The organism is Catenulispora yoronensis, assembly GCF_039531695.1.
Lineage (GTDB): Bacteria > Actinomycetota > Actinomycetes > Streptomycetales > Catenulisporaceae > Catenulispora > Catenulispora yoronensis.
Genome location: NZ_BAAAQN010000010.1, coordinates 128683 through 154817, shown reverse-complemented (window position 1 = coordinate 154817; position 26135 = coordinate 128683). Strand labels below are relative to the sequence as shown.

Sequence of the window (26135 nt, the reverse complement as noted above, 5' to 3'; positions counted from 1 at the left end):
CGCATCTTCGCGTCTCGCGGTCATCGCAGCACGGCCTCGGGGGTTATCCCTGTAGGGCGAATGACCTCGCGTAACTTGCGCGCCGGGTTGCCGACCCATACCTCGCCGTCGGGCACGTCGCGCAGCACGACCGAGCCCATCCCGACCTGGGACCACGCGCCGATCCGCACGCCTTCGCGCACGAGCGCTCCGGCGCCCAGATACGCGCCCTCCCCGACCCGGGTGGCGCCGCCGAGGCGCACCCCGGAGGCCAGGGTCGCGTAGTCCTCGACCACGGCGTCGTGGGTGACGACGGCCTGCGGCATCACCGCGACGTGCCGGCCCACCACCGCGTCGGCGGTCAGCACGGCCCCGGCCAGCAGCACCGAGCCGGCGCCGACCGTCGAGGTCTGCGACACGTACGCCAGCGGGTGCACGACCGTGGCGTACCGGTGCTCCGGCAGCCCCAGCCGCGCCACGATCCGGGCCCGGGCGAAGTAGTCGCGCGGATTGCCCACGCACACCACCAGCGCGAGCCCGGGCCGGTCGTGGATCGCCGCGATCGGGCCCAGGACCAGCGGCGCGAGCCGCTCCGACGGCGTGCCGTCGTCCAGGAACCCGGCGAAGGCGGCGGCGCCGGGCGGCAGGGCCCGGATGGCGTCGGCCGTCTCCCGGCCGAACCCTCCGGCCCCGGCCACCGCGATCGGGACCGCCGCGCCGTCAGGCACCCGCGGCCGCCTTCAGGACGGCCAGGACGCGGTCCTGCTGGCCCGCGGTCATCCCGTGGAACACCGGCAGGATCAGGGAGTTCAGGCTCAGCGCCTCGGTGGCCGGCAGCGCGGGCGCCTGGACGTCGGCGTAGGCCGGCTCCAGGTGCGCGGCCATGATGCCGCGCCGCGCCGACACGCCGGCCTCGGAGAGCCGGTCCAGCAGCTCGTCCCGGGACACCGGGAAGGCCTCGGTGAGCCGCACCCAGAAGGACTGGTAGTTCGTCTCGCCGTATCCGGGGTCCGCGACCGGTACCAATCCGGGCACGCCGGCCAGCTCCCGCTGGTAGCGCGCCGCCAGCTCGCGCCGCTCGGTGATGGTGGCGGCGAGCTTGGTCAGCTGCACCAGCCCGACCGCGGCCTGGATGTCGGTCATCCGGTAGTTGAAGCCGGTCTCCAGGTAGGCCTCCAGCACCGGCTTGGCACTGGCGTGCCGGTCGGCGGCGGAGACGTTCATGCCGTGCTCGCGCAGCCGCCGCATCCGGGTCGCCCACTCGGGGTCGTCGGTGGTGACCATCCCGCCCTCACCGGTGGTGAGCAGCTTGCGGGGATGGAACGACCAGGCGGCCACCTGCGCGCCGGCGCCGACCGGCAGGCCGCGGTAGCGCGAGCCGGCCGCGCACGCGGCGTCCTCCAGCAGGGCCACGTCCCGCTGCCGGCACAGCTCCCGGATCGGCTCCAGGTCGGCCGGCACGCCGCCCTGGTGCACCAGGATCACGGCGCGGGTGCGCGGGGTCAGCGCCGCCTCGATGGTCTTCGGGGTCAGGTTCCCGGTGGCCTCGTCGATGTCGGCGAACACCGGCGTCGCGCCGACGTAGCGCGCGACGTTCGCGGTGGCGATGAAGGACAGCGAGGGCACGACGACCTCGTCGCCGGCCCCCACGCCGAGCACCACCAGGCCCAGGTGCAGGGCCGTGGTGCCGGAGCTGACCGCGACGCCGTGCGCGGCGCCGACCTGCGCGGCGAACGCCCGCTCGAACTCGGCGACCCGGGGACCCTGCGCGACCCAGCCGGAGCGCACGGCCGAGGCCGCGGCCTCGGCCTCCTCCTCGCCGAGCCACGGCACCATCACCGGGATCTTGGGCAGGTCGGCGATCTCGGTGGCCACGGCGGTGTTGGCGACGACGCTCATGAGGCGGTCCCGGCGGTGGCAGCGCCCTGCTCCGCTTCCTGCTCCGACTGCCACCACTGGACCAGATCCGCCAGGCCCTCGCGCAGCGCGATCTCGGCCCGGAAGCCCAGCCGCCGCTCGGCGCTGGAGGTGTCGGCCAGACGCCGGGTGACGCCGTTGACCGCGCGCGGCGGTCCGTACTCCACCGGCAGGTCCGAGCCCATCACCTCCAGCAGCGTCTTGGCCAGGTCGTTCAGGCTGGTCTCGACGCCGCAGGCGATGTTGAACGCCTCGTCGGTGACGTCGGCCGCGGCGGCCAGCACGTTGGCCCGCGCGATGTCGGCGACGTGCACGAAGTCCATGGTCTGGGTGCCGTCGCCGAGGATCAGCGGCGGCGTGCCGGAGGCGATGCGCTCCATCCAGCGGATCAGCACCTCGGTGTACAGGCCGAAGATGTCCATCCGCGGCCCGTAGACGTTGAAGTAGCGCAGCGCGACGTAGTCGAGCCCGTACATGGCGCGGAAGCTGCGCAGCGTCGCCTCGTTGAAGGCCTTCGCCGCGCCGTAGAAGGTGTCGTTGTTGTACGGGTGGTGCCGCTCGTCGGTCGGGAACTGCTCGGCCAGGCCGTAGAGCGAGGCCGAGGACGAGGCGACGACCTTGCGCACGCCGGCCGCCGCGGCCGCCTCCACCACGTTGAAGGTGCCGTCCACCAGCACCTCGTTGGCCAGCCGCGGCTCCTCGGCGCACTGCGTGATCCGGATCGCGGCCAGGTGGAACACCAGGTCCTGCCCGGCGGTCAGCTCGGCCAGCAGCCCGCGGTCGCGGATGTCGCCCTCGACGACCCGCACCCGGCCGTCGGGCAGCGCGGCGGCCAGGTTCTCCCGGCGGCCGCGCACGAAGTTGTCCAGCACCACGACCGACTCCGCGCCGGCCGCCAGCAGCCGGTCCACGACGTGCGAGCCGATGGTGCCGGCCCCGCCGGTGACCAGCGCGCGGGCCCCCGCCAGCGGGACGCCCGCGTTCTGTGCGTCGTTCACTCGCCCTCCAAGGCGTCGTTCTGTTCCACAGCCACGAGGGCTCCGTTCTCGGCGAGGCTGCGCGAGGCGGCCTCCAGGATCCGCAGGACCCGCAGTCCGGCCCGGCCGTCGGTGGCCGCCGGGGTGCCGGTGGCGATGGCGCGGGCGAACTCCTCGACCGCGGCGGCCAGCGCCTCGCGCTCGCCCAGGGCCGGCGCCACCATGTCGCCCAGCCGGTAGGACACCAGGGCCGCGCGGCGCTGGTCCTGGCCCAGCTCCTCGGGCCGGGCCAGGTACACGCCGCGGTCGAAGACGCTGATCCGCTGCGCCGGGTTCAGGTCGTCCCAGACCAGCGTGCGCTTGGAGCCGCCGACGATGGTGGTGCGCACCTTCGTCGGGGACAGCCAGTTCACGTGGCCGTGCGCGATCGCGCCGGAGGACAGGCGCAGCGTCAGGTACGCCACGCAGCACCGCCCGGCGCCGATCGGGTCGGCGCCGGTCGCGGCCACCGCCTCGATCCGCACCGAGTCCGGCAGGATGTAGTCCAGGATCGACAGGTCGTGCGGGGCCAGGTCCCACAGCACGTCGACGTCCGGCTGGATCAGCCCCAGGTTGATCCGCACCGAGTCGACGAAGTGCACCTCGCCGAGCGATCCGGAGTGGATCAGATCCCTGATGGCGGTGACCGCCGGGGTGTAGCAGTAGGTGTGGTCGCACATCAGCGTCAGCCCGCGGGCCTCGGCCTCCCGGACCAGTTCCTCGCCCTCGGCCTGCGTGGCCGCGAGCGGCTTCTCCACCAGCACGTGGCGGCCGGCGCGCAGCGCGGTCATCGCCACGTCCCGGTGCGTGCGCGCCGGCGTGGCGATGGCCACCGCGGTCACCCGCGGGTCGGCCAGCACGTCGTCGAGCACGTCGGTGACCCGGACGTCGGAATACGGACGGGCCACCTTGGCGGCCCGCTCCACGTCCAGATCGCACAGCCAGCGCAGGTCCCAGTCCGGCGACGCGAACAGGTTCCGCACAAGGTTCGGCCCCCAGTAACCGGCGCCGACCACCGCGATACCCGGCCGCTGGTCGGCGGCCGGTGTCCCCCCAGACATATCAGTAAGCTCCCTTTCCCTTTACCACCGCCGAGCCGGTCCGGAAGAGGATCTCCGCGTCCAGGCCCAGCGACCAGTTCTCGACATAGCCCACGTCCAGCCGCACCGCGTCCGCCCAAGCCAGGTCCGAGCGGCCGCTCACCTGCCACAGCCCGGTCAGTCCGGGCTTGACCAGCAGCCGGCGCCGCACTTCCTCGCTGTACTGCGCGGCCTCCTCCGGCAGCGGCGGGCGCGGCCCGACCAGGGCCATCTCCCCGCGCACCACGTTCAGCAGCTGGGGCAGCTCGTCCAGCGAGTAGCGGCGCAGCACCGCGCCGACGCGGGTGATCCGCGGGTCCCGGCGGGCCTTGAACAGCGGCCCGTCGGTGTTCACGTTCAGATGTGCCAGCTCCACCTTCGCCGCCGCGGCCCCGGAGGCCATGGTGCGGAACTTGAACAGGGTGAACGGCTCGCCGCGCAGCCCGACCCGGCGCTGGCGGAAGTACACGGGGCGGCCGTCGCCGATCAGGATCGCCAGCGACACCGCCAGGAACACCGGCGCCAGCAGGATGATCCCCACCGCCGCCATCGCGCGCTCGAAGAAGTCCTTGGGCACCCGCGCGCCCCGGGACAGGCGCGGGGCGCGGACGTGCAGCAGCGGCACGCCGCCGTCGCGCCGGACCGCCAGGCGGGCCGGGGCGATCTCGCTCAGGAACGGCGCGACCAGGATGTCCGTGCCCTGATTGGCCAGGCGCCAGCCCAGCCGGCTCAGCGCCGCCGCGCCCAGGTGCGGGCCCGGCATCAGGACCACGGCCTCGCAGCCGGTGGCCTCCAGCGCCAGCGCCACCTGCTCGGCGTCGCCGGCCCCGCCGTCGGCCGTCAGGTCGCCGATGATCGGCACCCCGTGCGGCCCGGACGGGTCGTCGTAGTCCCCGGCGAAGTAGCCGCCGGGGCCGCCGACGTCCAGGGCCGCGACCGCGCGCAGCGCCGAACGCTCGCGGCGCAGGATGTCGGCCATCGCCGAGCACTGCGCCGCGGTGCCGACCAGCAGCGCGGGCCGGGCCGCCAGGCCCACCCGCCGCGCCGACAGCGCCCTGATGACCTTGCGGGCCAGCAGCGAGCCCACCGCGGCGGCCGGGACCGCCAGCAGCACGCCGCGCACCAGCCGGTCGTTCTGCCCCAGCAGCGCGTAGGCGGCGGCCAGCGCCGCCATCGCCGCCAGGCACGACCTCAGCAGCCGGTGGTACTCCTCGGTGCCGGGGCCCACGTGCCGCCGCTCGTAGAGCCGGTGCCAGCAGGTGACACCGACCCAGGCCGCGGGCACGACGGCCATCGCCGGCCAGTCGTCCTCGTGCGGCACGGTGGCCCAGGTGGCCAACGCCGCGCACGCCCAGTCCAGAAGCACCAGGACCACGGTCCCGGTTCTGCGCCCATACCTCGCCAGGGGTCGCGCGACTGGCGCACGCACGACCCGCTTACCCACGTCTGAACCGACCGCCATGCTGAATCCCCCCACGGAATCCCTTACCGCACCGCCTGACGCCAAGCGCCCCGCACCCTAAGCATGACCGCGCGTGATTGCCCGAACACAGCCGAACGAAAAGCCATGGTAGTGGCCTGGCATACTTCGCGCGAGATGTGGCGAGGAGATATCATGGCTAACACTTAGTGTGGGTCTGCCTGTGTTCGCACCATGTCTAGACGAGATCTGTACTTAAACAACCACCGAAGGTCCCCCGACCTGGTGGTGTGGGGGGATGGGGATGTCGCGCAGTGTTACACGCATGGCCAAGGACGCGCTCAATCACCGGATCGGCTGGCAGGTGATCTTCGAGTGGCGTAACAAAGTCCTGAAATGGCCGTCCACGCTACGGATGCGCCGTTTCGAGAATCGAGAAGTCAGACAGCTACTGTCCGTAGGCGGTCCACCGTCCTCGGCGACGGTCGCGGTGGTGATCCCGACCTACCGCAGACCCGACGGATTGGCCGTCGCGGTCCGCTCGGTCCTGGCCCAGACCTGGACCGACCTGGTCGTCATCGTCGTCGACGACGGCGGCGGGCTGGACACCGCGGCGCTGCCGGAAGATCCCCGGCTGCGGACCGCCTCACTGTCCCGCAACTCGCATGTGCTCGGTTTGGTACGCAACGTCGGCATGCGGTTGTCCTCGTCCGAGTATGTGGCTTTTCTGGATGATGACAACGTCTGGGAAGCTGATCACCTCGAACTGTCAATAGGTGCTCTTTCGCAGAATAAAAAACTGGGTGGCGTGTACACAGCGCTACGCCGCGTATTGCCCGACGGCTCCGAGCTCGACGTCCTCTCAGTCCCCTTCGACCGCAAACGCGCGTCCTGGGACTCGTTCCTGGACTGCAACGCCTTCGTCGCGCACCGCGGCCGGGCCCTGATGTTCAGCCGGATGCCCCGGCCGATCGGGCTGCTCCCGCGCGAGGACTGGGAGATGCTCTACCGCTATACCCGGCGGCACCGGGTCATGCACATCCCGTCCCCGACGGTTCGCTACCTGGTGAACCCGTCGAGCTTCTACACGCAGTGGGACAAGGACAAAGACAAGCAACTCGCCGGGGAGGGCGCATGAGCGCGACGGAGCTGCGGAACATCTCGTTCCACGGAATAGGCGTACCGAACGGGGCCGAGCGCGAGCCCGGCGAGCACCGGTACTGGGTCACCGAGAAGACGTTTCTGGACGTACTGGATGAATGCGCGAAGCATCCTCAAGTCCGGCTGAGCTTTGACGACGGCAACGCCTCGGACGTCGACATCGCCCTTCCGGCGCTGGTCGAGCGGGGCCTGAAGGCCGACTTCTTCCCGATCGCGGACCGGATCGGCGACGGGGACAGCGTCGACGAGCAGGGGCTGCGGGCCCTGGTCGCGGCCGGGATGACGGTCGGCACGCACGGCGCCGGACACCGGGCCTGGACCTCGGCGCTGGCCACGCACCACGAGGCCGAGCTGCGGGCCGCGCGGACCCGGATCAGCGAGGCCGCCGGACGGCCGGTCGACACCGCGGCGTGCCCGTTCGGCGCCTACAACCGCGGCGTTCTCAAGGCTCTGCGGTCGGCCGGCTACCGGACCGTGTTCACCAGCGACGCCCGGCCGGCCTTCGAGGGGAGCTGGCTCCAGCCCCGGTACAGCGTGGAGGTCGACGACACCGCGGCTTCGGTGCGGGAGCGGATGCTGACCCCCCGCTCGGTCACGGAGCGTGTTGTCGATCGCGGTGTTCTGATGGTGAAGGCGTGGCGATGAGATCCGCGGCATGCGTGATTTCCCGTATGCGGCGCGGGATTTCGGAGTTCGGGCGCGTCGGCGCCGACGGCATCGCAGAGCACGAAATAGGACGAACGGGACGGTCGCGCGAGCGCGCGACACGCCCGGGCGTCGGTGGTTACCCTCGGCGGAGCAGGGTTAGCCCTGAGGGTTTTCGCTGTACCGGGCAGGGATCGCGGCGACGGGCAGCACCCGGCGCGGCCACTGCCCCGACTCCGGCCGGGGGTCCGGCATGACCGGCGAACCCGTCCTCATCGGCTTCGCCGAAGCCTTCGCCGCCATCGAATCCGCCTGGTCACTGGCCGACGCCGGACACGAGGTCATCGCTTTCACGCGGCGGGGCACGAAGCCGCCGCTGGCCGCGTCGCGGCGGGTCCGGATCGTCCCGGTCACGCCTCCTGAGCAGGACGCCGCCGCGTGCGTCGACGAGGTCGCCGAAGCGGCCCGACGCCACGGCGTGGCGGCCGTGCTGCCCCTGGACGACCTCGCGGTCTGGGTCTGCGACCGCACCGGCCTGCTGGTCGCCGGCGCGACCGGGGCCAACGCCGAGTTCGCGCTCGACAAGCGGCTCCAGGTCGCGGCGGCCGGCGACGCGGGCATCCCGGTGCCCGAGCGGTCCGCCGAGGGACCGTGGATCGTCAAAGCCGCGCTGGCGGTGGTCGAGCAGGACAACAAGCTGATCCGCCCCGGCGGCCGGGTCGCGGCCACCGCCGCCGACGTCGAGGAGGCCACCGCCGGCCTCGCGGGGCCGGTGCTGGTGCAGCAGCTGCTCACCGGCGTCGGCGAGGGCGTCTTCGGCTTCGCGACGGCCGAGGGCGTGCGCGCCTGGAGCGGCCACCGGCGGGTCCGGATGGCCGACCCGCGCGGGTCGGCGTCCAGCGCCTGCCGGTCGATCGACGTGGACGAGGAGCTGCGCGGCCGGGTCGAGAAGATGCTCGCGGCGGTCGGGTGGCGGGGCATGTTCATGGTCGAGCTGCTCCGCGAGAGCGGCGGTGGCGAGGCCGTCGGCGAGGGCAGTGCGTCCGGCAGGCGCGGCAAGAGTGGCCTGGCGGGCGAGGACGGCCTGGTCGGCGGGAACGGCGGTGCCGAGGGGACACCCTGGTTCATGGAGGTCAACGGCCGTCCCTGGGGCAGCATGGCCCTGGCCCTGCGCCGTGGCTTCCCCTACCCGGTGTGGGCCGTCCGCCAGGCGCTGGACCCGAATTTCGTTCCGGAGCCGCCGGCCACCCCGAGCTTCCCGGGCGCCGCGCCGTCGTGGGACAGCGAGCCCCCGCACATCGTCTGCCGCCATCTCGGCCGCGAACTGGTGCATCTCGCCGCCGTTCTGCGCGGCCCGATCGCCGACCACCCCGGCCCGTGGCCCCGCCGCGGGGCGACGCTCGTCGACCTCCGGCCGCGGCGATCCGACCGCTGGTACAACCTCCGCGCCGGTGAGCGCCGCGTCTTCTGGCGCGACACGTGGTCCACCCTGTCCGCGCAGGCGGCCCGAATGCGAAAGAGAACCTCGTGACCAAGGTCCGCGCCGTGGCACACATCCACTCCGAGTGGTCCGACGACGCTTCCTGGCCCCTGGAGCGCATCGCGCAAGCCTTCCACCGCCGGGGGCGCAGCGTTCTGCTGATGTGCGAACACAGCCGCACGTTCACCGAGGCGAAGTGGGCCGAGTACATCGAGGCCTGTGCGAAGGCGTCGACCCCGGACGTGCTCGTGGTGCCGGGGCTGGAGTACAACGACGCGGACAACGTGGTCCACATCCCGGTGTGGGGCGAGGTCCCGTTCCTCAGCCAGACCCCTGACATTCCGGACGTCCTGGCCCACGCGCGGGAGGCCGACGGGATCGCGGTGTTCGCGCATCCGTGGCGGCGCAACGCCTGGCGCCGGTTCGACGCGGCGTGGGCCAAGGACCTGACGGCGGTCGAGATCTGGAACCGGAAGTACGACGGCTGGTCGCCGAACCGGGAAGCGGTCGCCTACGCGAAGCGGCTGGGACTGCCGCCGTTCGTGGCGCTGGACTTCCACGGGCCGCGCCAGTTCTTTCCCTTGGCGATGGAGTTGACCTTGGGGGGAACAGGTCCAGCGACAAGGGCGGCCGTGGAGGACGCGCTGCGGAACGGTGACTTCGAGGCGTTGGCGTTCAGTCGGTCGGCGTTGCGGTTGGCTTCGGGCGTCGGCGGTGTGGCGTTGGCCATGGCCGAGACCGCGCGGGGGGTGGCGGCTCGGGCGGTGCGGGGGGTGCTGCGGAAGTAGGCGTTCGACCGGGTTTCCGTGGCGGTGTGTGTTCGGTTGTGACGGTGCGGCTGTGACGGTGCGGTTGTCCGATTGGGCTGTGCGGTTGTGCGATCGGGCTGTGCGGCTGGCTGTACGGTCGTACGGCTGTGACGGTGCGGTGAAAAGGAGTGCGGCCCGGAGGCCGAGGCGGTGGGGGGTTCCGCCTTCGGCCAACGGTGCCGACTCCGCCTGACGGTCGGTCGTACTTGGGGGGGTGATGTCAGGCTTCGACGACACTATCGGCGCGGGCGAAAAGCCGGACCAAAGGCCGGGTAAAGAGCGAGTCAAAGCAGAGCCCGTAGTCGCGCCGCCGAAGGTCGCCCTAGGGACCGCCCGATGAGGAGACACGAGAATGGCGCCGGCAGTGTCTGCCGACGCCAGGTCCATCCCGGTTGGATGGCGAGCTATACGCGCACGCGGCGCCCCATCAGGGGCCCGGCTTCTCCCGCAGCTTCGCCGGGCTCACCAAGGCCCGCACGGCGGCCCGGCTCGCCGAGCGTCCCAGCAGCGCCCGCGACGACTCCCGCAGCACCAGCGCGCCCCAGAAGGCGGCGACGGCCGGCCGGCGGTGCGTCCGTTGGTAAAGCCGCACCCGGTTCAGCGTCAGCAGGGTCCACAGCTTCGGCGAGACCGTCGCCTCGCCCTCCAGGTGCGTCGCGATCGCGTCCGGCGCCAGCCGGGTCGCGAACCCGTGCGTTCCGGCCCGCAGCGCGAACTCCGTCTCCTCCGAGTAGAGGAAGAACGACTCGTCCCACGGGCCGCACGCCTCAAGACACTCGCGCGACATCGCCATCAGCGGTCCGGCCGCCCAGTCCGCCCGGGTGTCCTTGCGATAGGCGTCCGGCGCCGTCACCTGCTCGCCGAGCGCGGAGAACCGGCCCGATCGCCCGGCGCCGAGCACCATCTCCCCCAGCAGCCGCAGGGGGTTCGGTTCACGTCGCAAAGTTCTGATCATGCGGCCGTCGCCGTCATAGAGCACCGGTGCCGTGATGCCGGTGCCGTGGCCCTTGAGCCCCTTCACCAGCGCCGCCCCGCATCCCGGACGCAGCCGGATGTCGGGGTTGCACACGAACACGGCGTCGGTCTGCTCGTCGAGCGGCGACACCGCCTCCAGGGCGGCGTTGAACGCCGCGGCATAGCCGGCGTTCCGGCCCGTCTCGACCAGCAGCGCGTCCGGCGCCTTGCTGCGCACCACGTCCGGAGTCCCGTCGGCCGAGGCGTTGTCGGCGACGACCAGGCGCCACCTCAACCCCGCCATCCCGAGCTCCAGCGAGTCCAACAAGCCTGGCAGGACGTCTGCACTGTTCCACGTCACCACGACCAGGACTGCACCCGGCCGGCGATCGTCTTCTGGATCTACCCCCACGGACGCCATGCTATGGGGCGCTCAGGAACAGTGTCAGTACGCGAAGTGAAGTCCCCTAAGCCGATCCGCCTCACGAACCGCCTCACGAACCAGCCGCGGACCGGTCCCGCATCGCGTCGTCGAGCACCTCGGTCAGGGCCGCGACCCAGCGCGTCATCCCGAACTCGGTCTCGGCCAGGCGCCGCGCCTCACGCCCCATCTTCTCGGCCCGGGCCGGGTCGGCGACCAGGTCGAGGATCTCGGCCCGCAGCGCTGCCGCGTCATGGGGATCGACATAGACGCCGTTGACCCCCTCCACCAACGCGTCGCGCTGCCCGTCGACCCGCGTGCAGATCACGGCGCGGCTCATGGCGAAGGCTTCCATCATGCAGCTGATGCCGTTGTCGGTGTCGCTGGGATGCAGCGGCAGGACGACGAACCGCGCCTTGGCATAGAGGTCTCGCATCCCCGCCGGCGACAGCGGCCCGAAGGTGACGCCCTCCGGCAGCCCGACCCGCTCACCCCGGTCGCCGAGCTCGGCGCGCCACCGGTCGTCCATGCCCGCGACCAGCGAGCCGGCGATGTGGCAGCGGACGCCGGTGCCGTCCAGGGCGGCGATGAGCGTGGCGAAGTCGCGCATCTCGCGGCCGGCCGAACAGATCATCACCGAGTCTTGATGCGCGGCGTGCGCCTCCGGCGTCGCCAGCTCCTCGTTGAAGAAGTCCGTGTCCACGACCCACTTCGGACTGGCGATCCGGTCGGCCGGGATCTTCAGCGCCGTCCGGGCGAACTCGGCCTGCGCCGTCGGCGGCAGAACCAGGGTCTTGATGCCCGGCCAGCCCCAGCGCAGCAGCCGCGCCTTGTTGCCCGACGAGATCCAGCTGTAGAGCGCGACCAGCGGCGCCCGCTTGCGCTGCCTGCTGAACCGCAGCGCCAGCGCCAGCGGCAGGCTCGACGCCTCGGCGCCCCAGGCGAAGATCGCGTCGTAGCGGCGCCGCACCCGGAACGCCTCCGCGGCGAAGGCCAGCGGCAGCGGCAGCTTGCCGTAGACGAGGCGGCGCAGCTTCGACGGCCCGGTCGCGAACCGCTGGTCGAGGACCGTCAGGTCGTAGGGCAGGTCGTACAGCCACACCTTCGACCGCTCCCCCGCCTTCGCCTGTTCGGCGACCTCTTCGAGGAAGGGCGGGAACCATCCGGCCGACACCATCACCAGGATCCGCGGCCGACGGGCCGGACGTGTCCGGTCCGTGGTCGGATGTGCACGCTCCGAGCTGTCCGTCACCCCGCCATGGTCGCAAGGCGGGGACGGCGGCGACAAGGGGATCACATCCCTGAGGGCGCGCCACCGGCCGCCGATGGGATACTCGCGGCGTGGTGTCCGTCGTCATTCCCGCACACAATGAGGCCGGCGTCGTCGGGCGCCTGCTCGGCGGCCTGCTCGCCGAGGCCGAGCCGGGTGAGATCGAGATCTGGGTCGTCGCCAACGGCTGTACCGACGACACGGCCGAGGTCGCCGGCCGGTACGGCCCTGACGTCAATGTCCTGGTTAGTCCCGTTCCCAACAAGCACGCGGCGATGCGCTTGGCCGACGAGCACGCTAAGGGCTTTCCCCGACTCTATGTCGACGCCGATGTGGAGCTCGGCGCGAGCAGCGTGCGCGCCATCGCGGCCGCCCTGGAGGCATCGGACGTCCTGGCGGCGGGACCCGAGCGCGGCTGGCCCGCCGACGGGCGCCCCTGGACCGTGCGGTGGTTCTACGACGTCTGGCACCAGTTCCCGACTGTCCGCACCGGTTTGTTCGGGCGCGGCGTGGTCGGGGTGTCCCAGGAGGGCTACGAGCGCCTGCGCGCCCTGCCGCCGCTCCAGGGCGACGACTTGGCGGCGTCCCTGGCCTTCCCCGCCGAGCAGCGCCGCGTGGTGCCGGAGGCCCGGGCCGTGGTCCACCCGCCGCGCAGCCTGTCCGCGCTGCTGAAGATCCGCACGCGGGCCCTGGTCTCGACGGCGCAGGCGGCGGACGATCCGCAGCTCGCGGCCGTCTCGGACTCGGCGCGGACCTCCTGGGGGGACCTGCGGAACGTCGCCCTGGCGGCGCCGGTGCGCAACGGCCCGAAGGTCGCCTGGTTCCTCGGAATCACGATCATTACCAGACTTCGGGCCCGGCGCGCAGTCCGTGCCGGAGACTTCAAGACCTGGCACCGCGACGAGACCACCCGGGAAGCATGATCCAGGTGTCAGCCGCCTGATTCCGGGCTAGGCTCGGGAGCAGGGGGTGGGGAAATCATGACGAATAGTGCGCGTCCGCATGCCGTTTTGGTCATTCTGAATCTGCCGGTGCCCGACGACCAGCGAGCCTGGTCCCAAGCGCTCGCACTGCGCGACGACGGCGCCCGGGTGACCGTGGTGTGCCCGGCGATCCGCGACAAAGCCCCAGGCAGCGAGACCGTGGACGGCATCGAGATCGTCCGCTTCGCCTCCTTCGAGGGCCAGGGGCCGATCGCCACGGCCGCCGAGGGCGTGTGGACCGCCGCGGCCGCGGCCCGCGCCGTCCGCGCCGCGCTGAGCAGCTCCCGCGGCGTCCGCCAGATGCTGCAGATCGGCAACCCGCCCGACCTGCTGTTCCCGCTCGCCGCCTGGGCCCGGCGCCGCGGCGTCCGGACGGTCTACGACCAGCGGGACGTGGTCCCGGTCCTGGCCGCGTCGCGCGCCGGCTTCAACAAACTGACGCCGGTGTTCCTCGGCGCGGAGCGGAAATTGATCGCCGCGTCGGACGTGGTGATAACCCCTAGCGAGGAACAGCGGGCTCGCATCGCTGAACTGTACGGTCGCGACGCGGTGATCATCCGCACGGCGGAGGTGTCTTCGTCTGCGGCTGCCGCGCAGGTGAACGAGAGTCCTACGGCGGATGAAGTGGCGGCGACCGATCGCGACGCCGTCCTCGGCTACCTCGGCGTGATCGGCGAGCAGGACGGTCTGACGGACCTCATCGACGCGATCGCGCTACTGCGCGCCGACGGCACCACCGGCTTCCGGCTCGAAGTGGCCGGCGACGGCCCGGCCCTGCCGGCGGCCCGGGAGCACGCCACCGCGCTCGGTCTCGACAGCCTGGTGACCTTCCACGGCTGGCTCGGTCCCGGCGAGGTCGACACGTTCCTCGGTCGCATCGACGCGATGACCGTGCCGGATCCGGACAACCCGTTCAACCACTTCTGTGCGATGAACAAGGTCACTCACGCGATGGCGCGCGGCATCCCGATCGCCTTGCGTCCGCTGCGCGAGAACTCGCGGCTGGTGGGTCCGCACGCGTATTGCGCCGCCGACATGACGATCCGCGGCTTCGCCGATGCCATAGCGAAGCTGCTGGCGGACAGCCCGGAATCGCGCGCGAGCATCGCGTCCGCGGCCCGCGACCTCTTCGAGGCCGAGCACTCGTGGGCTCGGTACGAGTCGCAGTATGTGGAGGCCGTGTTCCGGCCGGTGCGGCGGGCGTAGGTCGCTGGTTCGAACCGTGGCGCATGACGGTGAGTGCGGCGGCCGACGAGGTTAGGTCGGGCCGCCGCATCCGTCAGCCGCTCTCCTCCGGCTCAATGGACTCGACGGCGTACCGATGAAGTGCCGCGCCGTCCTTGTTCGAGATCGGCTTGTGCTTGCGGAACTCGGCGAGGAAAGCGCGCTGCGTGACGCGCGAATCATCAGGCCACTGTCCCACTATCTGCCTGGCCAGGCGCGCGGACCGGTGGTCAAGCGTCTGCGCGCCGCCGTTCACGTCCGCGGCGGTCGGCCATGCTTCGGTGGGGGTGGGCTCCGCGTACGGCTCGCCGGGCTCGGTGGGCGCCAGGGCGCCGTTCTGGTCCGTAACCTGCGCTGCCACTGGCACTGGCATCGGTACCGACATCGGCATCGGTACCGGCGGCTCGGCAGCCATCGACTCGGCAGCCATCCCTTCCCAGCCGTTCAACTGCGGCTCCGCGACACGCGGGGCCGGCACGGAAAACGCCGGGCTGAAGGACGCCGGAAGGTTCAGCTGCTCTGCGGCATAGCCATTGCTGACCCGAGGCTGCTCCCAATCGGTATCAGCAACCAGAGTCTCCACACTCGCGTCGCCCACCGCCGGCGCCCCGAAGCCCGACGGCTCCGCCTCCACGCCGAGCATCGTCAGCCCCTCGGTCGTGGCCACCTCGCCGAGCGTCCGCATCAGCTGCGTGAGGTCGGTGTTCAGCCGCGCATAGGACATCAGCTTCGCCTGCGCCACCGCCTGCCGATCCGCAGCGCGCCGATGCTGCTTCGACCCCTGCTCCAGCCGGTTCACGGTGTGCGTCGCCCGGACGAACTGGTCGAACACCCGGTTCGCCCCCTGATCGGCCAGGCTCGCGTCACCCGCGTCGGCCCAACCCCACCGCACCGCGAGCGTCTTCCACCCGAACCGCCACCGAATGGACTCCGGCTTCTTCCCGTCCTGCCGCGCCGCGTACTTGGTCGCCAACAGATCGCGCTCCCACAGCAGCGCGGCCACGATCGAGACCATCAGCCGGATCAGCACCTCCTGCCACGTGGAGGCATCGGTGGAGGCCAGCACACCGGATCCGAGCGCCAGCACGACCACCAGCACACCGTCGATCCCGGCGTCCTGCCCCGCCCGCACGTTCTCCTTCGCCCGCGTACCGCACGCGAGCAACGCGACCTCCATGAAGGAGAACAGGAAGATCCGCAACCCCAACGGCAACGCCATCGTGTTCGCGAAAAACTTCCACATACCGGCGCTCTGCACCGCCGTGGCCATCAACGCGGCAATCGTGATCAGGACACTGGAAGCGCGGCCCTTCATCCCCCGCCGCGCCGCCCCCGCCGCACGCCACAGCACGAAGCCGACCACCAAAGCGGCCACCACCCCGACGCCGACAGCAAGCCACGGCTGCCGATCCGCCTGGCTGCGCAACTGATCAAACCAATGATTCACGGACCGGCCCCCACAGTCAGGCTGTCCACCCTGGGCTCCTCAGATCGGTGCACGGACCCCGCCACGGTAGCGGCTCAACGCTCCCCATGACCCACCCGATCGCCCACCGGAACCCCAACCCACCAAGAACTCCCCCTGAACCCCTACCGCCCCACCTCCCCATCCCCCTTGGGCCGATAGGCCCACACAGCATGATCGTCAGCAGCCAACGTCCCCAAATGAATCAAAAACCCCCGACTCCTCGCCTCATGCACCACAAGATCCCGAATAGCCGAAACATCCTCAACCCCATACCGAACGGCATACCCATTCCGCTGCACCTGATCGACAAGAAGGAGAACAAGTATCTCGGCATCCACCCGATCCATCCCGCGATCGTAGAGTCCCCACCAACCCCCCGAAGCCACATCCACATGATCCAGAATATTCGCCCAGGCTCCGCCACCCCTGGCGGATCAACGGAGCCAGCTGAGGCCTACACCGGGCTCAGGACGCCTCGCCGTCCACGTTCCACACCTGCGGCAACGCAGCTTCGCAAAACACGCAAAAGAAATACTCATCACGAACAATGTTTATCTGGTGGCAACCGGGACAGCGTCGAAATATGAACTCGTGCGTAAATCCCGCCGGATAGGCCAGGTCAGTCTTCTCAAGCCCGACACATCTGCAACGAATGTAAAGGCTCGGCCAACCCCTCCCCGCCGCTCCCCGCTCACTCCATCACCATATCCGCTGCCTGATAATCCCGATGGCGTGGTGCATGATGCTCCCCATGCACTCTGCGCACCCAAAGGGATCCCGCCGCGCGGCAGCGCAGACCAGCCGGATACCTTCTTCTCAGCGCCTCGCCTCGCATCGCCGCTGGCTGCGCTGTAATCGCTGACTACCGGCCTGCTTCGGCAATCGGCTGCCAAGATCCCCCGACTTTCGGGCGGTAGATCCACACCGAGTGCTCGTCAGCGCTGAGGGTCCCCATGTGGACCTGAAATCCGCAGCGCCGAGCTTCCCGCTCCAGGAACTCGCGGAGAGTCGTGACGTCCTCGACGCCGTATTCAGCGGCGTAGCCGTGACGCTTCACTTTGTCGATAAGCCGGAGCGCAAGCGCTTCGAGGTCTACGCGATCCATGATGCGAGCCTGCGGTCCGCCACCACCCCCACGGGCAATATCGGGCAAATGCGGAACGTTCGCCCAGCTAGCGCCGTTCCCAACCCCCCTCGCATCAGCACTCACCGAGCCGACTCCACCGCCCATCCCGACCTATCGCAGCTCGTCCCCCGAATCGCTCGTGCCCACGTCCGCCCGGCGGACCTCAGCGCCGAGGTACTGGATCGGGGCAGTGAGCGCGGCGGTGTAGCCGGCGCTGGCGCAGATCTCGACGACGTCGCCCCGGCCGATCGAGCTGACCACGCAGAGCTGCTCGGCCACGAAGCGTCCCCAGGCTCGTCGGTAGTTCACTGACTGCGCCGCGAAGGAGAAGGAATAGGGCGCGAGGACATCGTCGGGGTCGAGCAGCCCCCACCGACCGCTGACGACGAACCACGGCAGCCCGCTCGCTTCGGCCCGGGCCCGCCGACGTGCGAACGTCGGGCTCGCATACAGGTCGCGGACCGCGGCGGGCTCGCTCAGCTGAGCCTTTCCACCTCCGACGAGGATGACGGACACTGCGGTCGACGAGGCGGGCAAGGACGCGGCGAGCAAGGTCGCGGATCCAACGCCGGGGCGCACTGGCATGGCAGATAGCTACACGAGCGCGGCGCAGCGCGCCAGCCGGGGAGGCGTGCGGGCGACAGCACGGAGCCAGGGGACGCCCGCCCGCCAAATAGGTGAGCCGCTCAGCAGGAGCCGGCCGCCATCGAGGAGTGCTTGGCTGAAATCCGTGGCTGGCCCCTGAGGCGGCGCCGTAACTCGGAATGCAACCCGGAATGCAGCCCGGAATGCAACCCGCGGCCAGGCTTGATGCCCATCGGCAGCGTCGGCTCCAGCACAGCCCGCTGGGCATTCGTCAGTGACCCGCCCAGGGCAGCAGGTCAGAACACCTGGATGCCGCTGGCGGAGTTGGACAGCCACTGCGACCACGTCAGCGTGTAGTCGGCGAAGCCGTTGGACTGGCTCACCTTCTTGCTGGTGCCCTTGACCGTCACCGGGTCCCCGACCTGGACGATGTTCCACAGCGCTGCCGCGTCGGCTTCCGAGAGGTGGATGCAGCCGTGTGAGACGTTCGCCTTGCCCAGTGAATTGTCCCACCATGCCGAGTGGATGAAGGTGCCGCTGTCGGTGAGTTGCAGGTCATGGTACGTCTGAAGGTCGTACCAGCCGGGCCCGCCCTTGGTGCACTGGATGCCAATGGCGCACGAGGTCATCTCGATGTGCGGGACCATCTCCTCGATGGCCATCGTGCCGCTGTAGGTTTCCCAGCCCGTCTTGCCCGTGCCGCTGGCCAGCGTCTTGATCAATACGTTGTTCTCGTAGACGTTCATCTTGTGCGTCGCCGCGTCGACGACGATCTCGTGGTCGGCGCCGATGGTGAAGTCCAGCGTACGGCCGGTCGAGCCGAACTGGACGGAGACCTTGGTGCCGGCCGGCCAGAAGCCCTGCGGCCGGAAGTCGACGGTGTTCGAGTCGAGCCAGGACCACGCGCCGTCGACATGCGGCGTCGACGTGACCAGCATCGACTTCTCGATCGCGGCGCGGTTCGCCGACGGCACCGTGGAGGCGAAGTTGACGCGGACCGGCATCGCGACGCCGACCTTGGAGCCGTTGTTCGGTGACACCGAGGAGATAGAGGGCAGCGTGACCGTCCCGGTCGACTGGCTCGGGGTCGTAGTCGGCGCGGCAGGCGTGCTCGGCTTCGCAGCCGCGGCGATCGGCCCACCGGTGGTCGCGGACGCCGTCGTCGGCGCGGACGCGGTCGTGCTCGTGGTCGCGGACGCAGTCGTAGGCGCCGTCGTGGGCGTGGAGGCCGTCGTAGGCGCGGAGGCCGTCGCGGACGCGGACGCCGTCGTCGGCGCGGCCGACGACGTGGTGGTCGTCACCGAAGACGCCGCAGTCGAAGTCTCGACAGCAGACGAGGTCGGGCCGGGCGCGGCGGCCTTGTTAACAGCTGTACTCGCGCATCCGGTCAGCAGCATCAACGATCCGGCGACCGCTGCCCCAGCAAGCTTGTTCCCCACCGCAGTTCCCCCTTTGAAACGACCCACAACAGTGTTCTCGCCTCTCACGACGCCCGGGCCGCGTCTGTGGTTGCTAAGGCGATCGGAATTTTCTCGAGGCGATGGCCGAGGCAGCTTGGATGTCGCCACGGCATAGAACTGTTGAGCCGGTCGATGGCTCGTTCGATGATGTTGCTTCTGGCGTAGCGTCGCTGGTCGAAGCCGGGCGGCCGTCCACCGCGCGATCCATTGCGCACGCGGACGGTGCAGCTGTCGATCGCGGCTGATCGGCTGGAAGCAGTGGTGGAGTCCGCGGCCGGCCCTCGGAAGCGGTGCTGTGTGTCGGAATGCAACCTCGGAAGACGAGTCCTGACCTCCCAAACAAACAAGCGAGCCCCTGCTCTGCGTTTCCACAGGTCAGGGGCTCGCCATGAGCGGTGACGGTGGGATTTGAACCCACGGAGGCTTGCACCTCACACGCTTTCGAGGCGTGCTCCTTAGGCCGCTCGGACACGTCACCGTGGGATACCTTACCGGATCGCGCAGGGTGGTCTCGTCACTTTTGGCGGCGGTCTTCGAAGAAGTGGTCGAGTGCGGTGCGGCATTCCTGCTCCAGGACGCCGGGGACGACTTCGGGGCGGTGGTTGAGGCGGGGGTCTCGGAGGGTGTCCCACAGGGAGCCTGCGGCGCCGGCTTTGGGGTCCCAGGCGCCGAAGACGACGCGGGAGAGGCGGGAGAGGACGATCGCGCCGGCGCACATGGTGCAGGGTTCAAGGGTGACGACCAGGGTGCAGTCGGTGAGGCGCCAGTCTTTGGACGCGGTCGGCGCAGGCGCGGTCTGCGCACTAGGCGCGATCTGCGCACTGAGCGCATCCGACGCACTCGACGCACTCAACTCACCCAGACTCCGCCGCCCCTGAAGCACCCTCGCCGCCGCCCGAATGGCGACGACCTCCGCATGCGCCGTGGGATCCCCATCCTCTTCACGCATGTTGCGTCCCTCGGCGATCACCGTCCCTGCCGGATCCAGGATGACCGCGCCGATCGGGACGTCGCCATGCGCGCCGGCCTTCGCGGCTTCAGCCAGGGCTAGGCGCATCCAGGGCTCGTAACGACGGGTAACTGGCGACGTCATGCGTCCAGTCTGGCGGATCGCCGGTCCTGGGCCCCGCGAGGTCGGTGTCCAAGATCACCCCCACCGCGCTGAGGCCGCCACCCCGTGCACCGGGGTGGCGGCCTCAGCCATCCGTCTTTCCAGCAATCGATCAACCCGTCACCAAAGTCGTCGGGTCCAAGCGAGTCCGAGCGAGCCCAAGCAAGCCCGAACAAGCCCAAACAAGCCCAAGTCGAGCCCCATCGGGCCCAACCCAACCCACCCGACAACCCGGCTCTAGTAAAAGAACGTCCGCAGCAACTGCTGCTGTCGCAAACGCGCCATCCGGGCGCGGCGGGGCGCCACGCGCTCTCTGAGGCGCTGGGCTTCGGCCAGGTCGGCGAGGAAGTTCTCGCGACGGCGTCTGCGGTCTCGCGCCTCCCGCGCCACCTCGCTTTGGGGCAACGGCTGGTCTGCGGGCATCGGCTGGTCACCGCCTTCCGTGGGACCGCCGGCCGCGACGGGCCGACGGGGGATTTGACCTTTTTGAGAGGTTACCTTGTCACCGTATGTGCTTGTCCAGTACTTACCTGTGCACCAGTACCGCACGTCCGATACCGTTTGCCCATGCCGACCGTCTCCATTCACGCCGTCGACCATCCGCTTGTCGCCCACAAGCTCACCGTGCTCCGCGACGAGCGCACCGACACGCCGACTTTCCGGGCGTTGGCCGACGAGCTCGTGACGCTGCTGGCCTACGAGGCCACGCGGAACGCGCAGGTCGAGCCGGTGACGGTGATCACGCCGGTGGCCGAGGCGCAGGGCGTCACCTTCACCGGTCCGCGGCATCTCGTGGTCCCGGTGCTGCGCGCCGGCCTGGGCATGCTGGACGGGATGGTGCGCCTGCTGCCCACCGCGGAGGTCGGCTTCCTGGGCATGGTCCGCAACGAGGACACGCTCCAGGCCTCCACCTACGCCACCCGCCTGCCGGAGGACCTGTCCGGCCGCCAGTGCTACCTGCTGGACCCGATGCTCGCCACCGGCGGCACCCTGATCGCCGCGATCCGGCTGCTCGCCGACCGCGGCGCCGCGTCGGTCACCGCCGTGTGCCTGCTGGCCGCCCCCGAGGGCATCGCCGCGGTGTCGGAGGCGCTGACGGACCTCGCCGTCCCGGTGACCATCGTCACAGCCGCCATCGACGAACGGCTCAACGAGCACGGCTACATCGTCCCGGGCCTCGGGGACGCGGGCGACCGCCTCTACGGCACCGTATCGGCATAGCGAGGGGCGAGGAGCAAGGAGCGCGTAACTCCTAGCGAGTAACGCATAGCGCATAGCGCGTAGCGGGCCACTGGCGCGCCGAACGGGCGCCTTGGGCGGCGAAACCTGGCAACCGTCCAGAACGCCCCAGAGAGTCGCTCTCAGGCGGAGAGAAGCAGAGAAAAGGGGCGGCGGCCCGGGCAACTCCCGGGCCGCCGCCCCTTTCGCACCTCTGCCTACTACCAACTACTACCAACCACCCGCCCACCGACTACTGAGCCTTCAAAGCCGCCAACACCTTCGCCATGCTCTCCTTCGCGTCCCCGAACAGCAGCGAAGTGTTCGCCGCGTACAGCAGCTCGTTCTCCACCCCCGCGAACCCGGGCCGCATCGACCGCTTGCAGAACACCACCTGCTGCGCCAGGTCCACGTCCAGGATCGGCATCCCGGAGATCGGCGACCCCGTGGGCTGCCGCGCCGCTGGGTTCACCACGTCGTTGGCCCCGATCACCACCGCGACGTCCGCCGACGCCAGCTCCGAGTTGGCCGCCTCCAGCTCCAGCAGCGACTCGTACGGCACGTTCGCCTCGGCCAGCAGCACGTTCATGTGCCCCGGCATGCGCCCGGCCACCGGGTGGATCCCGTACGACACATGCACGCCCCGCGCCGTCAGCAGGTCCGCCACCTCCCGCACCGTGTGCTGCGCCTGCGCCACGGCCAGCCCGTATCCGGGCACGATCACGACCTTGCGCGCGTAGCCCAGCAGGATCGCGACGTCCTCCGGCGACGACGTCCGCACCGGCTTCGCCGCCCCGTCGCCGCCGCCGACCGCCGCGCTCGCGGTGGCCGTGAAGGCGCCGAACAGCGTCCCGGTCAGCGGCCGTCCCATCGCCGCCGCCATCATCCGGGTCAGCAGCGTCCCGGAGGCGCCGACCAGCGTGCCGGCGATCACCAGCAGCGTGTTGCCCAGCACGTAGCCGCTGGCCGCGACGGTCAGGCCGGTGAAGGCGTTCAGCAGCGAGATCACGATCGGCACGTCCGCGCCGCCGACCGGCAGCACGAACAGCACGCCGAACACCAGCGACACCAGGGCCAGCAGCGTCATCAGCGCGGTGCTCGGCCACGGCACCAGGAACACCGCGGACAGCACCCCGGCCGCCGCGAAGCCGATCGTGATCCAGCGCCCGGCGGGCAGGACCACCGGCCGTGTGGTCATCAGTTCTTGGAGCTTGGCGAAGGTGATCAGCGATCCGGAGAAGGACACGCCGCCGACCAGGATCGTGAAGCCGATCGCGGCCAGGTCGGCGGTCGCCGCGTCGGAGATCGCGTTGCCCGGCCGCAGGAACTCCACCGACGCCACCAGCGCCGCCGCGCCGCCGCCGACGCCGTTGAACAGCGCCACCAGCTGCGGCATCGCGGTCATCCGCACCTGGCGCGCGGTCGGCAGCCCGATGGCCGTGCCGACCACGATCGCGCCGATGATCAGGCCCAGGTGCTTCAGGTGCGGCGTGGTCAGCGCGACGATCACCGCCAGGGCCGCGCCGCAGGCTCCGATCAGCGTGCCCAGCCGGGCCGTGCGCGGTGCCGACAGGCCCTTCAGCGCCAGGATGAAGCAGACTCCTGCGATCAAGTAGGCGGTGTCGGCCCAAGCGCCGGTCACTTGCCGCCCTCCCGGGTTGAGGTACGGCTTGAGGTTCCAGCGCTTCCCGAGGCGCCGGCGGAGCCGCCCGCCGGGCCGCCCGCTCCGGGGCCCGTGCCCGCCGCGGACGCCGAAGCCGCCGCGGGCCCGTCGCCGCCGCGCGGCTGCCGCGGTTTGGCGAACATCCCGAGCATCCGGTCGGTCACGGCGAAGCCGCCGACCATGTTGACGGTCGCCATCACGATCGCCAGCAGCCCGATCGTCAGCTGCACGTTGTCATCGGTCGAACCGGTGGCGATGATCGCGCCGACCAGAATGACGCCGTGGATGGCGTTCGCGCCGGACATCAAAGGCGTGTGCAGGATCGAGGAAACCTTCGAGATGACTTCGAAGCCTAAGAAGACGGCCAGCACGAACACGGTCAGCCAGGCGGTGGAACTCATCTGAACTCCCCCTTCAGCAGCACACAGCACGCGGCGGCGATCTCGTCGGCGGCGATCTCCTCAGGAGTTGATAAAAGCACTCCGTCCCGGCACATGGCCAGGATGAAGGCCGACATGTTCGCGCCGTAGAGGCGGGAGGCGTGTCCGGCCAGCTCGCTGGGGACGTTACGGCCGCCGTGGATCAGCACCCCGCCGTGCCGCACGTCCTCACCGGGCCGTGACAGCTCGCAGTTTCCGCCGTTGGGGTTGTCGGCGGCCAGGTCCACGAGCACCGAACCGGGCCGCATCTTCTCGACCATCTCGGCCGTCACCAGCAAGGGCGCCGGGCGCCCCGGTACCGCGGCGGTGGTGATCACCGCGTCCGCCGCTGCTACATAGGGTGTCAAAGCTTTGCGTTGTCTGGCCTGGGCGTCCGCCGCCTGTTCGCGGGCGTAGCCCCCAGTTGTAGAGGTCTGACTCTCGATGTCCAACGAAACGAATTTGGCGCCCAGGGAACGGATCTCCTCGGCCGCGGCGGCCCGCACGTCGTACGCCTCCACCACCGCGCCGAGGCGCTTGGCGGTCGCGATCGCCTGCAGTCCGGCGACCCCGGCGCCCAGCACCAGGACCTTCGCCGGCGGCACGGTCCCGGCCGCCGTCATCAGCAGCGGGAAGAAGCGCGGCAGCCGCTCGGCGGCGACCAGGCCGGCCCGGTAGCCGGCCACCATCGCCTGCGAGGACAGGGCGTCCATGGACTGCGCGCGCGTGATGCGGGGCAGCAGCTCCAGCGCGAAGAAGGTCGCGTGCCGGTCCACCAGCACGCCGGCCGGGCCGCGTCCGTCCTTCGGCGAGGCCAGCCCGACCACCGCCGTGCCCGGTGACAGTCTGGACGCGGTCTGCTGGTCCAGCTGTCCGACGGCGGTCAGCAGATCGACGATTCCTAAGATCTCGTCAGGGGTTTTCCCGATCATGGCGCCGGCGGCGCGGTAAGCGTCATCGTCCTCGTCAGCGGCCAGGCCGGCCCCGGATTGGACATGGACGCTGTGACCGGCGGCGATGAGCCGGCCCGCGGATTCGGGCGTCAGCGCGACGCGGCGTTCGTACGGAGCTTGCTCGGTCAAGACACCGATCTGCATGCGATCAACCTAGTCTGGGAATGCTCGGTATGTGTGCCCCCTGAGACAGATGTCCACTGAGTCGTTATGTCCGCCCTCCGGCTCGGAGCCGCCAAATCACCTTGCCCCGGCTAGGCTTTGACGGTGTTGGGGATGCTGTTCTCTAGTAGTGAACCGGGAGCGCTGCACATGATGCTGGGACCGGGCGGGCGGCACCACGACCGTCACGATGAAGGGGATCTGACGTGAAACTCAAGCCGGCCGTGCAGTGGGGCATCGTGCTCTTCCTGGTCTACTTCGTGGTCCAGAACCCGTCCGGGGCAGGCAACCTGGTTCAGGGTGCCCTGAACTGGGTGGCCAGCGTCGGAAAGACTCTGGGCGACACCTTCCACAATCTCGTCTCCAGCTGAACACCGGGGCGGTGACCTGACGTGTCCGACTCCTCACCGCCGCTCTATGGCCGCATGCTGCTGCGGCCCGAACTCGAGGAACGCGCGAAACGGTTCCTGGTGCCGGGCGAGCGGCTGGTCATAGTCGTGCGGCACCACCTCGCCGCGATCATCATCCCGGTGCTGATCGCGGTGGCGGCGGTGCTCGCGGCCATGGGCATCGACATCTTCTCCACTCCGGACGCCGACAAACTGCGGCTGGGGGCATGGGTGGTGGCCGGCGTGGCGTTCCTCTACATGGCGTGGCATCTCGCCGTGTGGAACGGCGACCTGCTGATCGTCACCAACAAACGCATCCTGCACACCCACGGGGTGATCACCCGAGCCTACGACGCCCTGCCGCTGGGCAAGGTGAACGACATGCGGGTGGAGCGCGACCTGCTGGGCCGGATGCTCGGCTACGGCCGGTTCAACGCCAAGGCGGTCGGCGACGCCCCGCTGGGCCGGCGCGGGCTGGACTACATCTCGCACGTGGAGGAGACCTGGCTGGAGATCAGCAACCTGCTGTACGGGCCCGGCGCCAAGAGCGGGCCGAAGGAACCGCAGGAGGTGCGCCTGGTCGGCGCGGTGCTGCCGGACATGAACGGCGAGCCGGTGGAGGTCGTCATGCCGCCGGTCTCCGTGAAGAGTCCGGCGGACGACGACAAGGCACACCCTGTGAACGCGGCCATGCTCCCCGTGCGGGTGTACCGCGGGGACAAGGGCGAGCAGGCTTTTGAGACCGACGTCACAACGTCGGGCAACAAACGTCGCAGGGTTCGTTTTCTGCGCTAATCGGACATCGGCCGCCCCGGCCCAGGTCGCGCCCTTCACCGGCGGGCCCGGGCCGGGGCGGCTCCTCACTGCGGGTCCCGGATCACTCCCGAAGGGTGGCCGGTTCCTGAGCGTTCGCTGAACGAAAAGTGGACGGGTTGCTTGTCCGGTGCGCCGGAAATGGCTAGCGTCCAGAACCGCTTCGCCGCTTCCCACGGGCCAGTAGAGGTTCCGGGGCGTCGAGGCACCGCCGAGTCCGCACACCACGCGGAGCCGGGGAACCAGGTTCGTCGGCGCGGCCGGGTCGCAAGCAGACCCCGGCGGCGCCAGGGGTGAATCGGTCGGCGTCGGCGCGTCCCCGTTCCGGGTGCGCGCGAGGCGCGGACCGTAGGGCTACTTCTTCGGCCCGAATCCGTCAGCTAACCCGGTAGGCGGGCGAGAAGGAGTTG

25 protein-coding genes, 1 tRNA gene and 1 riboswitch are annotated in these 26135 nt (G+C 70.4%); of the genes, 10 read left to right on the top strand and 16 right to left on the bottom strand.

Annotation, left to right across the window (positions count from 1 at the left end):
- Positions 1 to 20 precede the first annotated feature (20 nt).
- Genes ABD481_RS11625 through ABD481_RS11605 form a run of 5 tightly spaced genes read right to left on the bottom strand, consistent with a single transcriptional unit; the run spans position 21 to position 5366 of the window.
- Positions 21 to 707, bottom strand: coding sequence for an acetyltransferase (locus ABD481_RS11625; protein WP_344665596.1), 687 nt, complete (start codon positions 705 to 707; stop codon positions 21 to 23).
- Positions 700 to 1878 (bottom strand): DegT/DnrJ/EryC1/StrS family aminotransferase, encoded by a 1179-nt coding sequence (locus ABD481_RS11620; RefSeq protein ID WP_344665595.1) that lies wholly within the window; start codon positions 1876 to 1878, stop codon positions 700 to 702. The genes ABD481_RS11625 and ABD481_RS11620 overlap by 8 nt, the downstream gene beginning before the upstream one ends.
- Positions 1875 to 2894, bottom strand: a complete 1020-nt coding sequence (locus ABD481_RS11615; protein ID WP_344665594.1) for an NAD-dependent epimerase/dehydratase family protein — start codon at positions 2892 to 2894, stop codon at positions 1875 to 1877. Before ABD481_RS11615 ends, ABD481_RS11620 begins: the two co-directional genes overlap by 4 nt.
- Positions 2891 to 3973, bottom strand: coding sequence for a Gfo/Idh/MocA family protein (locus ABD481_RS11610; RefSeq protein ID WP_344665593.1), 1083 nt, complete (start codon positions 3971 to 3973; stop codon positions 2891 to 2893). The genes ABD481_RS11615 and ABD481_RS11610 overlap by 4 nt, the downstream gene beginning before the upstream one ends.
- Position 3974: 1 nt before the next feature.
- Positions 3975 to 5366, bottom strand: coding sequence for a sugar transferase (locus tag ABD481_RS11605; RefSeq protein ID WP_344665592.1), 1392 nt, complete (start codon positions 5364 to 5366; stop codon positions 3975 to 3977).
- Positions 5367 to 5736: 370 nt separating this feature from the next.
- On the opposite strand from ABD481_RS11605, the gene ABD481_RS11600 reads away from it, so the two are divergent.
- The 4 genes from ABD481_RS11600 (at position 5737) to ABD481_RS11585 (ending at position 9485) form a co-directional block, all read left to right on the top strand.
- Positions 5737 to 6549, top strand: coding sequence for a glycosyltransferase family 2 protein (locus ABD481_RS11600; protein ID WP_344665591.1), 813 nt, complete (start codon positions 5737 to 5739; stop codon positions 6547 to 6549).
- On the top strand, positions 6546 to 7217 hold the full coding sequence (locus ABD481_RS11595; RefSeq protein WP_344665590.1) for a polysaccharide deacetylase family protein: 672 nt from the start codon (positions 6546 to 6548) through the stop codon (positions 7215 to 7217). The genes ABD481_RS11600 and ABD481_RS11595 overlap by 4 nt, the downstream gene beginning before the upstream one ends.
- A 253-nt stretch (positions 7218 to 7470) precedes the next feature.
- Complete coding sequence (locus ABD481_RS11590) at positions 7471 to 8748, top strand: hypothetical protein (protein ID WP_344665589.1); 1278 nt, start codon at positions 7471 to 7473, stop codon at positions 8746 to 8748.
- The gene (locus tag ABD481_RS11585) at positions 8745 to 9485 is read left to right on the top strand and encodes a PHP domain-containing protein (protein WP_344665588.1); all 741 of its coding nucleotides are present in this window, start codon (positions 8745 to 8747) and stop codon (positions 9483 to 9485) included. Before ABD481_RS11590 ends, ABD481_RS11585 begins: the two co-directional genes overlap by 4 nt.
- Before the next feature lie 448 nt (positions 9486 to 9933).
- Here ABD481_RS11585 and ABD481_RS11580 read toward each other — a convergent pair whose 3' ends face one another.
- Complete coding sequence (locus ABD481_RS11580; protein WP_344665587.1) at positions 9934 to 10872, bottom strand: glycosyltransferase family 2 protein; 939 nt, start codon at positions 10870 to 10872, stop codon at positions 9934 to 9936.
- An 82-nt stretch (positions 10873 to 10954) separates the two neighbouring features.
- Positions 10955 to 12133: a glycosyltransferase family 4 protein gene (locus ABD481_RS11575; protein WP_344665586.1), complete on the bottom strand. Its 1179-nt coding sequence runs from the start codon at positions 12131 to 12133 to the stop codon at positions 10955 to 10957.
- Positions 12134 to 12222: 89 nt separating this feature from the next.
- Here ABD481_RS11575 and ABD481_RS11570 point away from each other — a divergent pair, with 89 nt between their 5' ends.
- Positions 12223 to 13074, top strand: a complete 852-nt coding sequence (locus ABD481_RS11570) for a glycosyltransferase family 2 protein (RefSeq protein ID WP_344665585.1) — start codon at positions 12223 to 12225, stop codon at positions 13072 to 13074.
- A gap of 108 nt (positions 13075 to 13182) precedes the next feature.
- Complete coding sequence (locus tag ABD481_RS11565) at positions 13183 to 14340, top strand: glycosyltransferase (protein ID WP_344665584.1); 1158 nt, start codon at positions 13183 to 13185, stop codon at positions 14338 to 14340.
- A 73-nt stretch (positions 14341 to 14413) separates the two neighbouring features.
- Here ABD481_RS11565 and ABD481_RS11560 read toward each other — a convergent pair whose 3' ends face one another.
- Positions 14414 to 15784 carry a hypothetical protein gene (locus ABD481_RS11560; protein WP_344665583.1) on the bottom strand — a complete coding sequence of 457 codons (1371 nt, stop codon included), beginning with the start codon at positions 15782 to 15784 and terminating at the stop codon, positions 14414 to 14416.
- A gap of 269 nt (positions 15785 to 16053) precedes the next feature.
- Here ABD481_RS11560 and ABD481_RS11555 point away from each other — a divergent pair, with 269 nt between their 5' ends.
- Positions 16054 to 16413: a hypothetical protein gene (locus tag ABD481_RS11555; RefSeq protein WP_344665582.1), complete on the top strand. Its 360-nt coding sequence runs from the start codon at positions 16054 to 16056 to the stop codon at positions 16411 to 16413.
- Positions 16414 to 16688: 275 nt separating this feature from the next.
- Here the strand turns inward: ABD481_RS11555 and ABD481_RS11550 are convergent, their stop codons facing one another.
- The 5 genes from ABD481_RS11550 to ABD481_RS11530 all read right to left on the bottom strand — a co-directional run bounded on the left by ABD481_RS11550 (position 16689) and on the right by ABD481_RS11530 (position 20090).
- Positions 16689 to 16931, bottom strand: coding sequence for a hypothetical protein (locus ABD481_RS11550; protein ID WP_344665564.1), 243 nt, complete (start codon positions 16929 to 16931; stop codon positions 16689 to 16691).
- A 132-nt stretch (positions 16932 to 17063) separates the two neighbouring features.
- Positions 17064 to 17537 (bottom strand): DUF6884 domain-containing protein, encoded by a 474-nt coding sequence (locus ABD481_RS11545; RefSeq protein ID WP_344665581.1) that lies wholly within the window; start codon positions 17535 to 17537, stop codon positions 17064 to 17066.
- Between the two features lie 296 nt (positions 17538 to 17833).
- The gene (locus ABD481_RS11540; RefSeq protein WP_344665618.1) at positions 17834 to 18586 is read right to left on the bottom strand and encodes a L,D-transpeptidase; all 753 of its coding nucleotides are present in this window, start codon (positions 18584 to 18586) and stop codon (positions 17834 to 17836) included.
- Positions 18587 to 19390: 804 nt separating this feature from the next.
- A tRNA-Ser gene (locus ABD481_RS11535) sits at positions 19391 to 19475 on the bottom strand.
- A 36-nt stretch (positions 19476 to 19511) separates the two neighbouring features.
- Positions 19512 to 20090: a nucleoside deaminase gene (locus tag ABD481_RS11530; protein ID WP_344665580.1), complete on the bottom strand. Its 579-nt coding sequence runs from the start codon at positions 20088 to 20090 to the stop codon at positions 19512 to 19514.
- A gap of 585 nt (positions 20091 to 20675) precedes the next feature.
- Here ABD481_RS11530 and upp point away from each other — a divergent pair.
- Positions 20676 to 21329 (top strand): uracil phosphoribosyltransferase, encoded by a 654-nt coding sequence (gene upp / locus ABD481_RS11525; protein ID WP_344665579.1) that lies wholly within the window; start codon positions 20676 to 20678, stop codon positions 21327 to 21329.
- A gap of 250 nt (positions 21330 to 21579) precedes the next feature.
- Here upp and ABD481_RS11520 read toward each other — a convergent pair whose 3' ends face one another.
- From ABD481_RS11520 to ABD481_RS11510, 3 genes are read right to left on the bottom strand one after another with little or no spacing between them, the layout of a single operon-like run.
- Positions 21580 to 22968, bottom strand: a complete 1389-nt coding sequence (locus ABD481_RS11520; protein ID WP_344665578.1) for an NAD(P)(+) transhydrogenase (Re/Si-specific) subunit beta — start codon at positions 22966 to 22968, stop codon at positions 21580 to 21582.
- Positions 22965 to 23390, bottom strand: a complete 426-nt coding sequence (locus ABD481_RS11515; RefSeq protein ID WP_344665577.1) for an NAD(P) transhydrogenase subunit alpha part 2 — start codon at positions 23388 to 23390, stop codon at positions 22965 to 22967. The genes ABD481_RS11520 and ABD481_RS11515 overlap by 4 nt, the downstream gene beginning before the upstream one ends.
- Complete coding sequence (locus ABD481_RS11510; RefSeq protein ID WP_344665576.1) at positions 23387 to 24505, bottom strand: NAD(P) transhydrogenase subunit alpha; 1119 nt, start codon at positions 24503 to 24505, stop codon at positions 23387 to 23389. The genes ABD481_RS11515 and ABD481_RS11510 overlap by 4 nt, the downstream gene beginning before the upstream one ends.
- 224 nt (positions 24506 to 24729) lie before the next feature.
- Between ABD481_RS11510 and ABD481_RS11505 the strand changes: the two genes are divergently transcribed.
- Together ABD481_RS11505 and ABD481_RS11500 are read left to right on the top strand one after the other, a co-directional pair.
- On the top strand, positions 24730 to 24894 hold the full coding sequence (locus tag ABD481_RS11505; RefSeq protein ID WP_344665575.1) for a hypothetical protein: 165 nt from the start codon (positions 24730 to 24732) through the stop codon (positions 24892 to 24894).
- A gap of 21 nt (positions 24895 to 24915) precedes the next feature.
- Positions 24916 to 25707: a PH domain-containing protein gene (locus tag ABD481_RS11500; RefSeq protein WP_344665574.1), complete on the top strand. Its 792-nt coding sequence runs from the start codon at positions 24916 to 24918 to the stop codon at positions 25705 to 25707.
- A gap of 217 nt (positions 25708 to 25924) precedes the next feature.
- Positions 25925 to 26135: riboswitch (cyclic di-AMP (ydaO/yuaA leader) on the top strand.

Coding starts and splice junctions, on each gene's coding strand:
- ABD481_RS11620 (WP_344665595.1), bottom strand. CDS start 1,878: ATGAGCGTCGTCGCCAACACCGCCGTGGCCACCGAGATCGCCGACCTG.
- ABD481_RS11610 (WP_344665593.1), bottom strand. CDS start 3,973: ATGTCTGGGGGGACACCGGCCGCCGACCAGCGGCCGGGTATCGCGGTG.
- ABD481_RS11600 (WP_344665591.1), top strand. CDS start 5,737: ATGGCCAAGGACGCGCTCAATCACCGGATCGGCTGGCAGGTGATCTTC.
- ABD481_RS11595 (WP_344665590.1), top strand. CDS start 6,546: ATGAGCGCGACGGAGCTGCGGAACATCTCGTTCCACGGAATAGGCGTA.
- ABD481_RS11590 (WP_344665589.1), top strand. CDS start 7,471: ATGACCGGCGAACCCGTCCTCATCGGCTTCGCCGAAGCCTTCGCCGCC.
- ABD481_RS11555 (WP_344665582.1), top strand. CDS start 16,054: ATGCACCACAAGATCCCGAATAGCCGAAACATCCTCAACCCCATACCG.
- ABD481_RS11550 (WP_344665564.1), bottom strand. CDS start 16,931: ATGGATCGCGTAGACCTCGAAGCGCTTGCGCTCCGGCTTATCGACAAA.
- ABD481_RS11545 (WP_344665581.1), bottom strand. CDS start 17,537: ATGCCAGTGCGCCCCGGCGTTGGATCCGCGACCTTGCTCGCCGCGTCC.
- ABD481_RS11530 (WP_344665580.1), bottom strand. CDS start 20,090: ATGACGTCGCCAGTTACCCGTCGTTACGAGCCCTGGATGCGCCTAGCC.
- upp (WP_344665579.1), top strand. CDS start 20,676: ATGCCGACCGTCTCCATTCACGCCGTCGACCATCCGCTTGTCGCCCAC.
- ABD481_RS11515 (WP_344665577.1), bottom strand. CDS start 23,390: ATGAGTTCCACCGCCTGGCTGACCGTGTTCGTGCTGGCCGTCTTCTTA.
- ABD481_RS11510 (WP_344665576.1), bottom strand. CDS start 24,505: ATGCAGATCGGTGTCTTGACCGAGCAAGCTCCGTACGAACGCCGCGTC.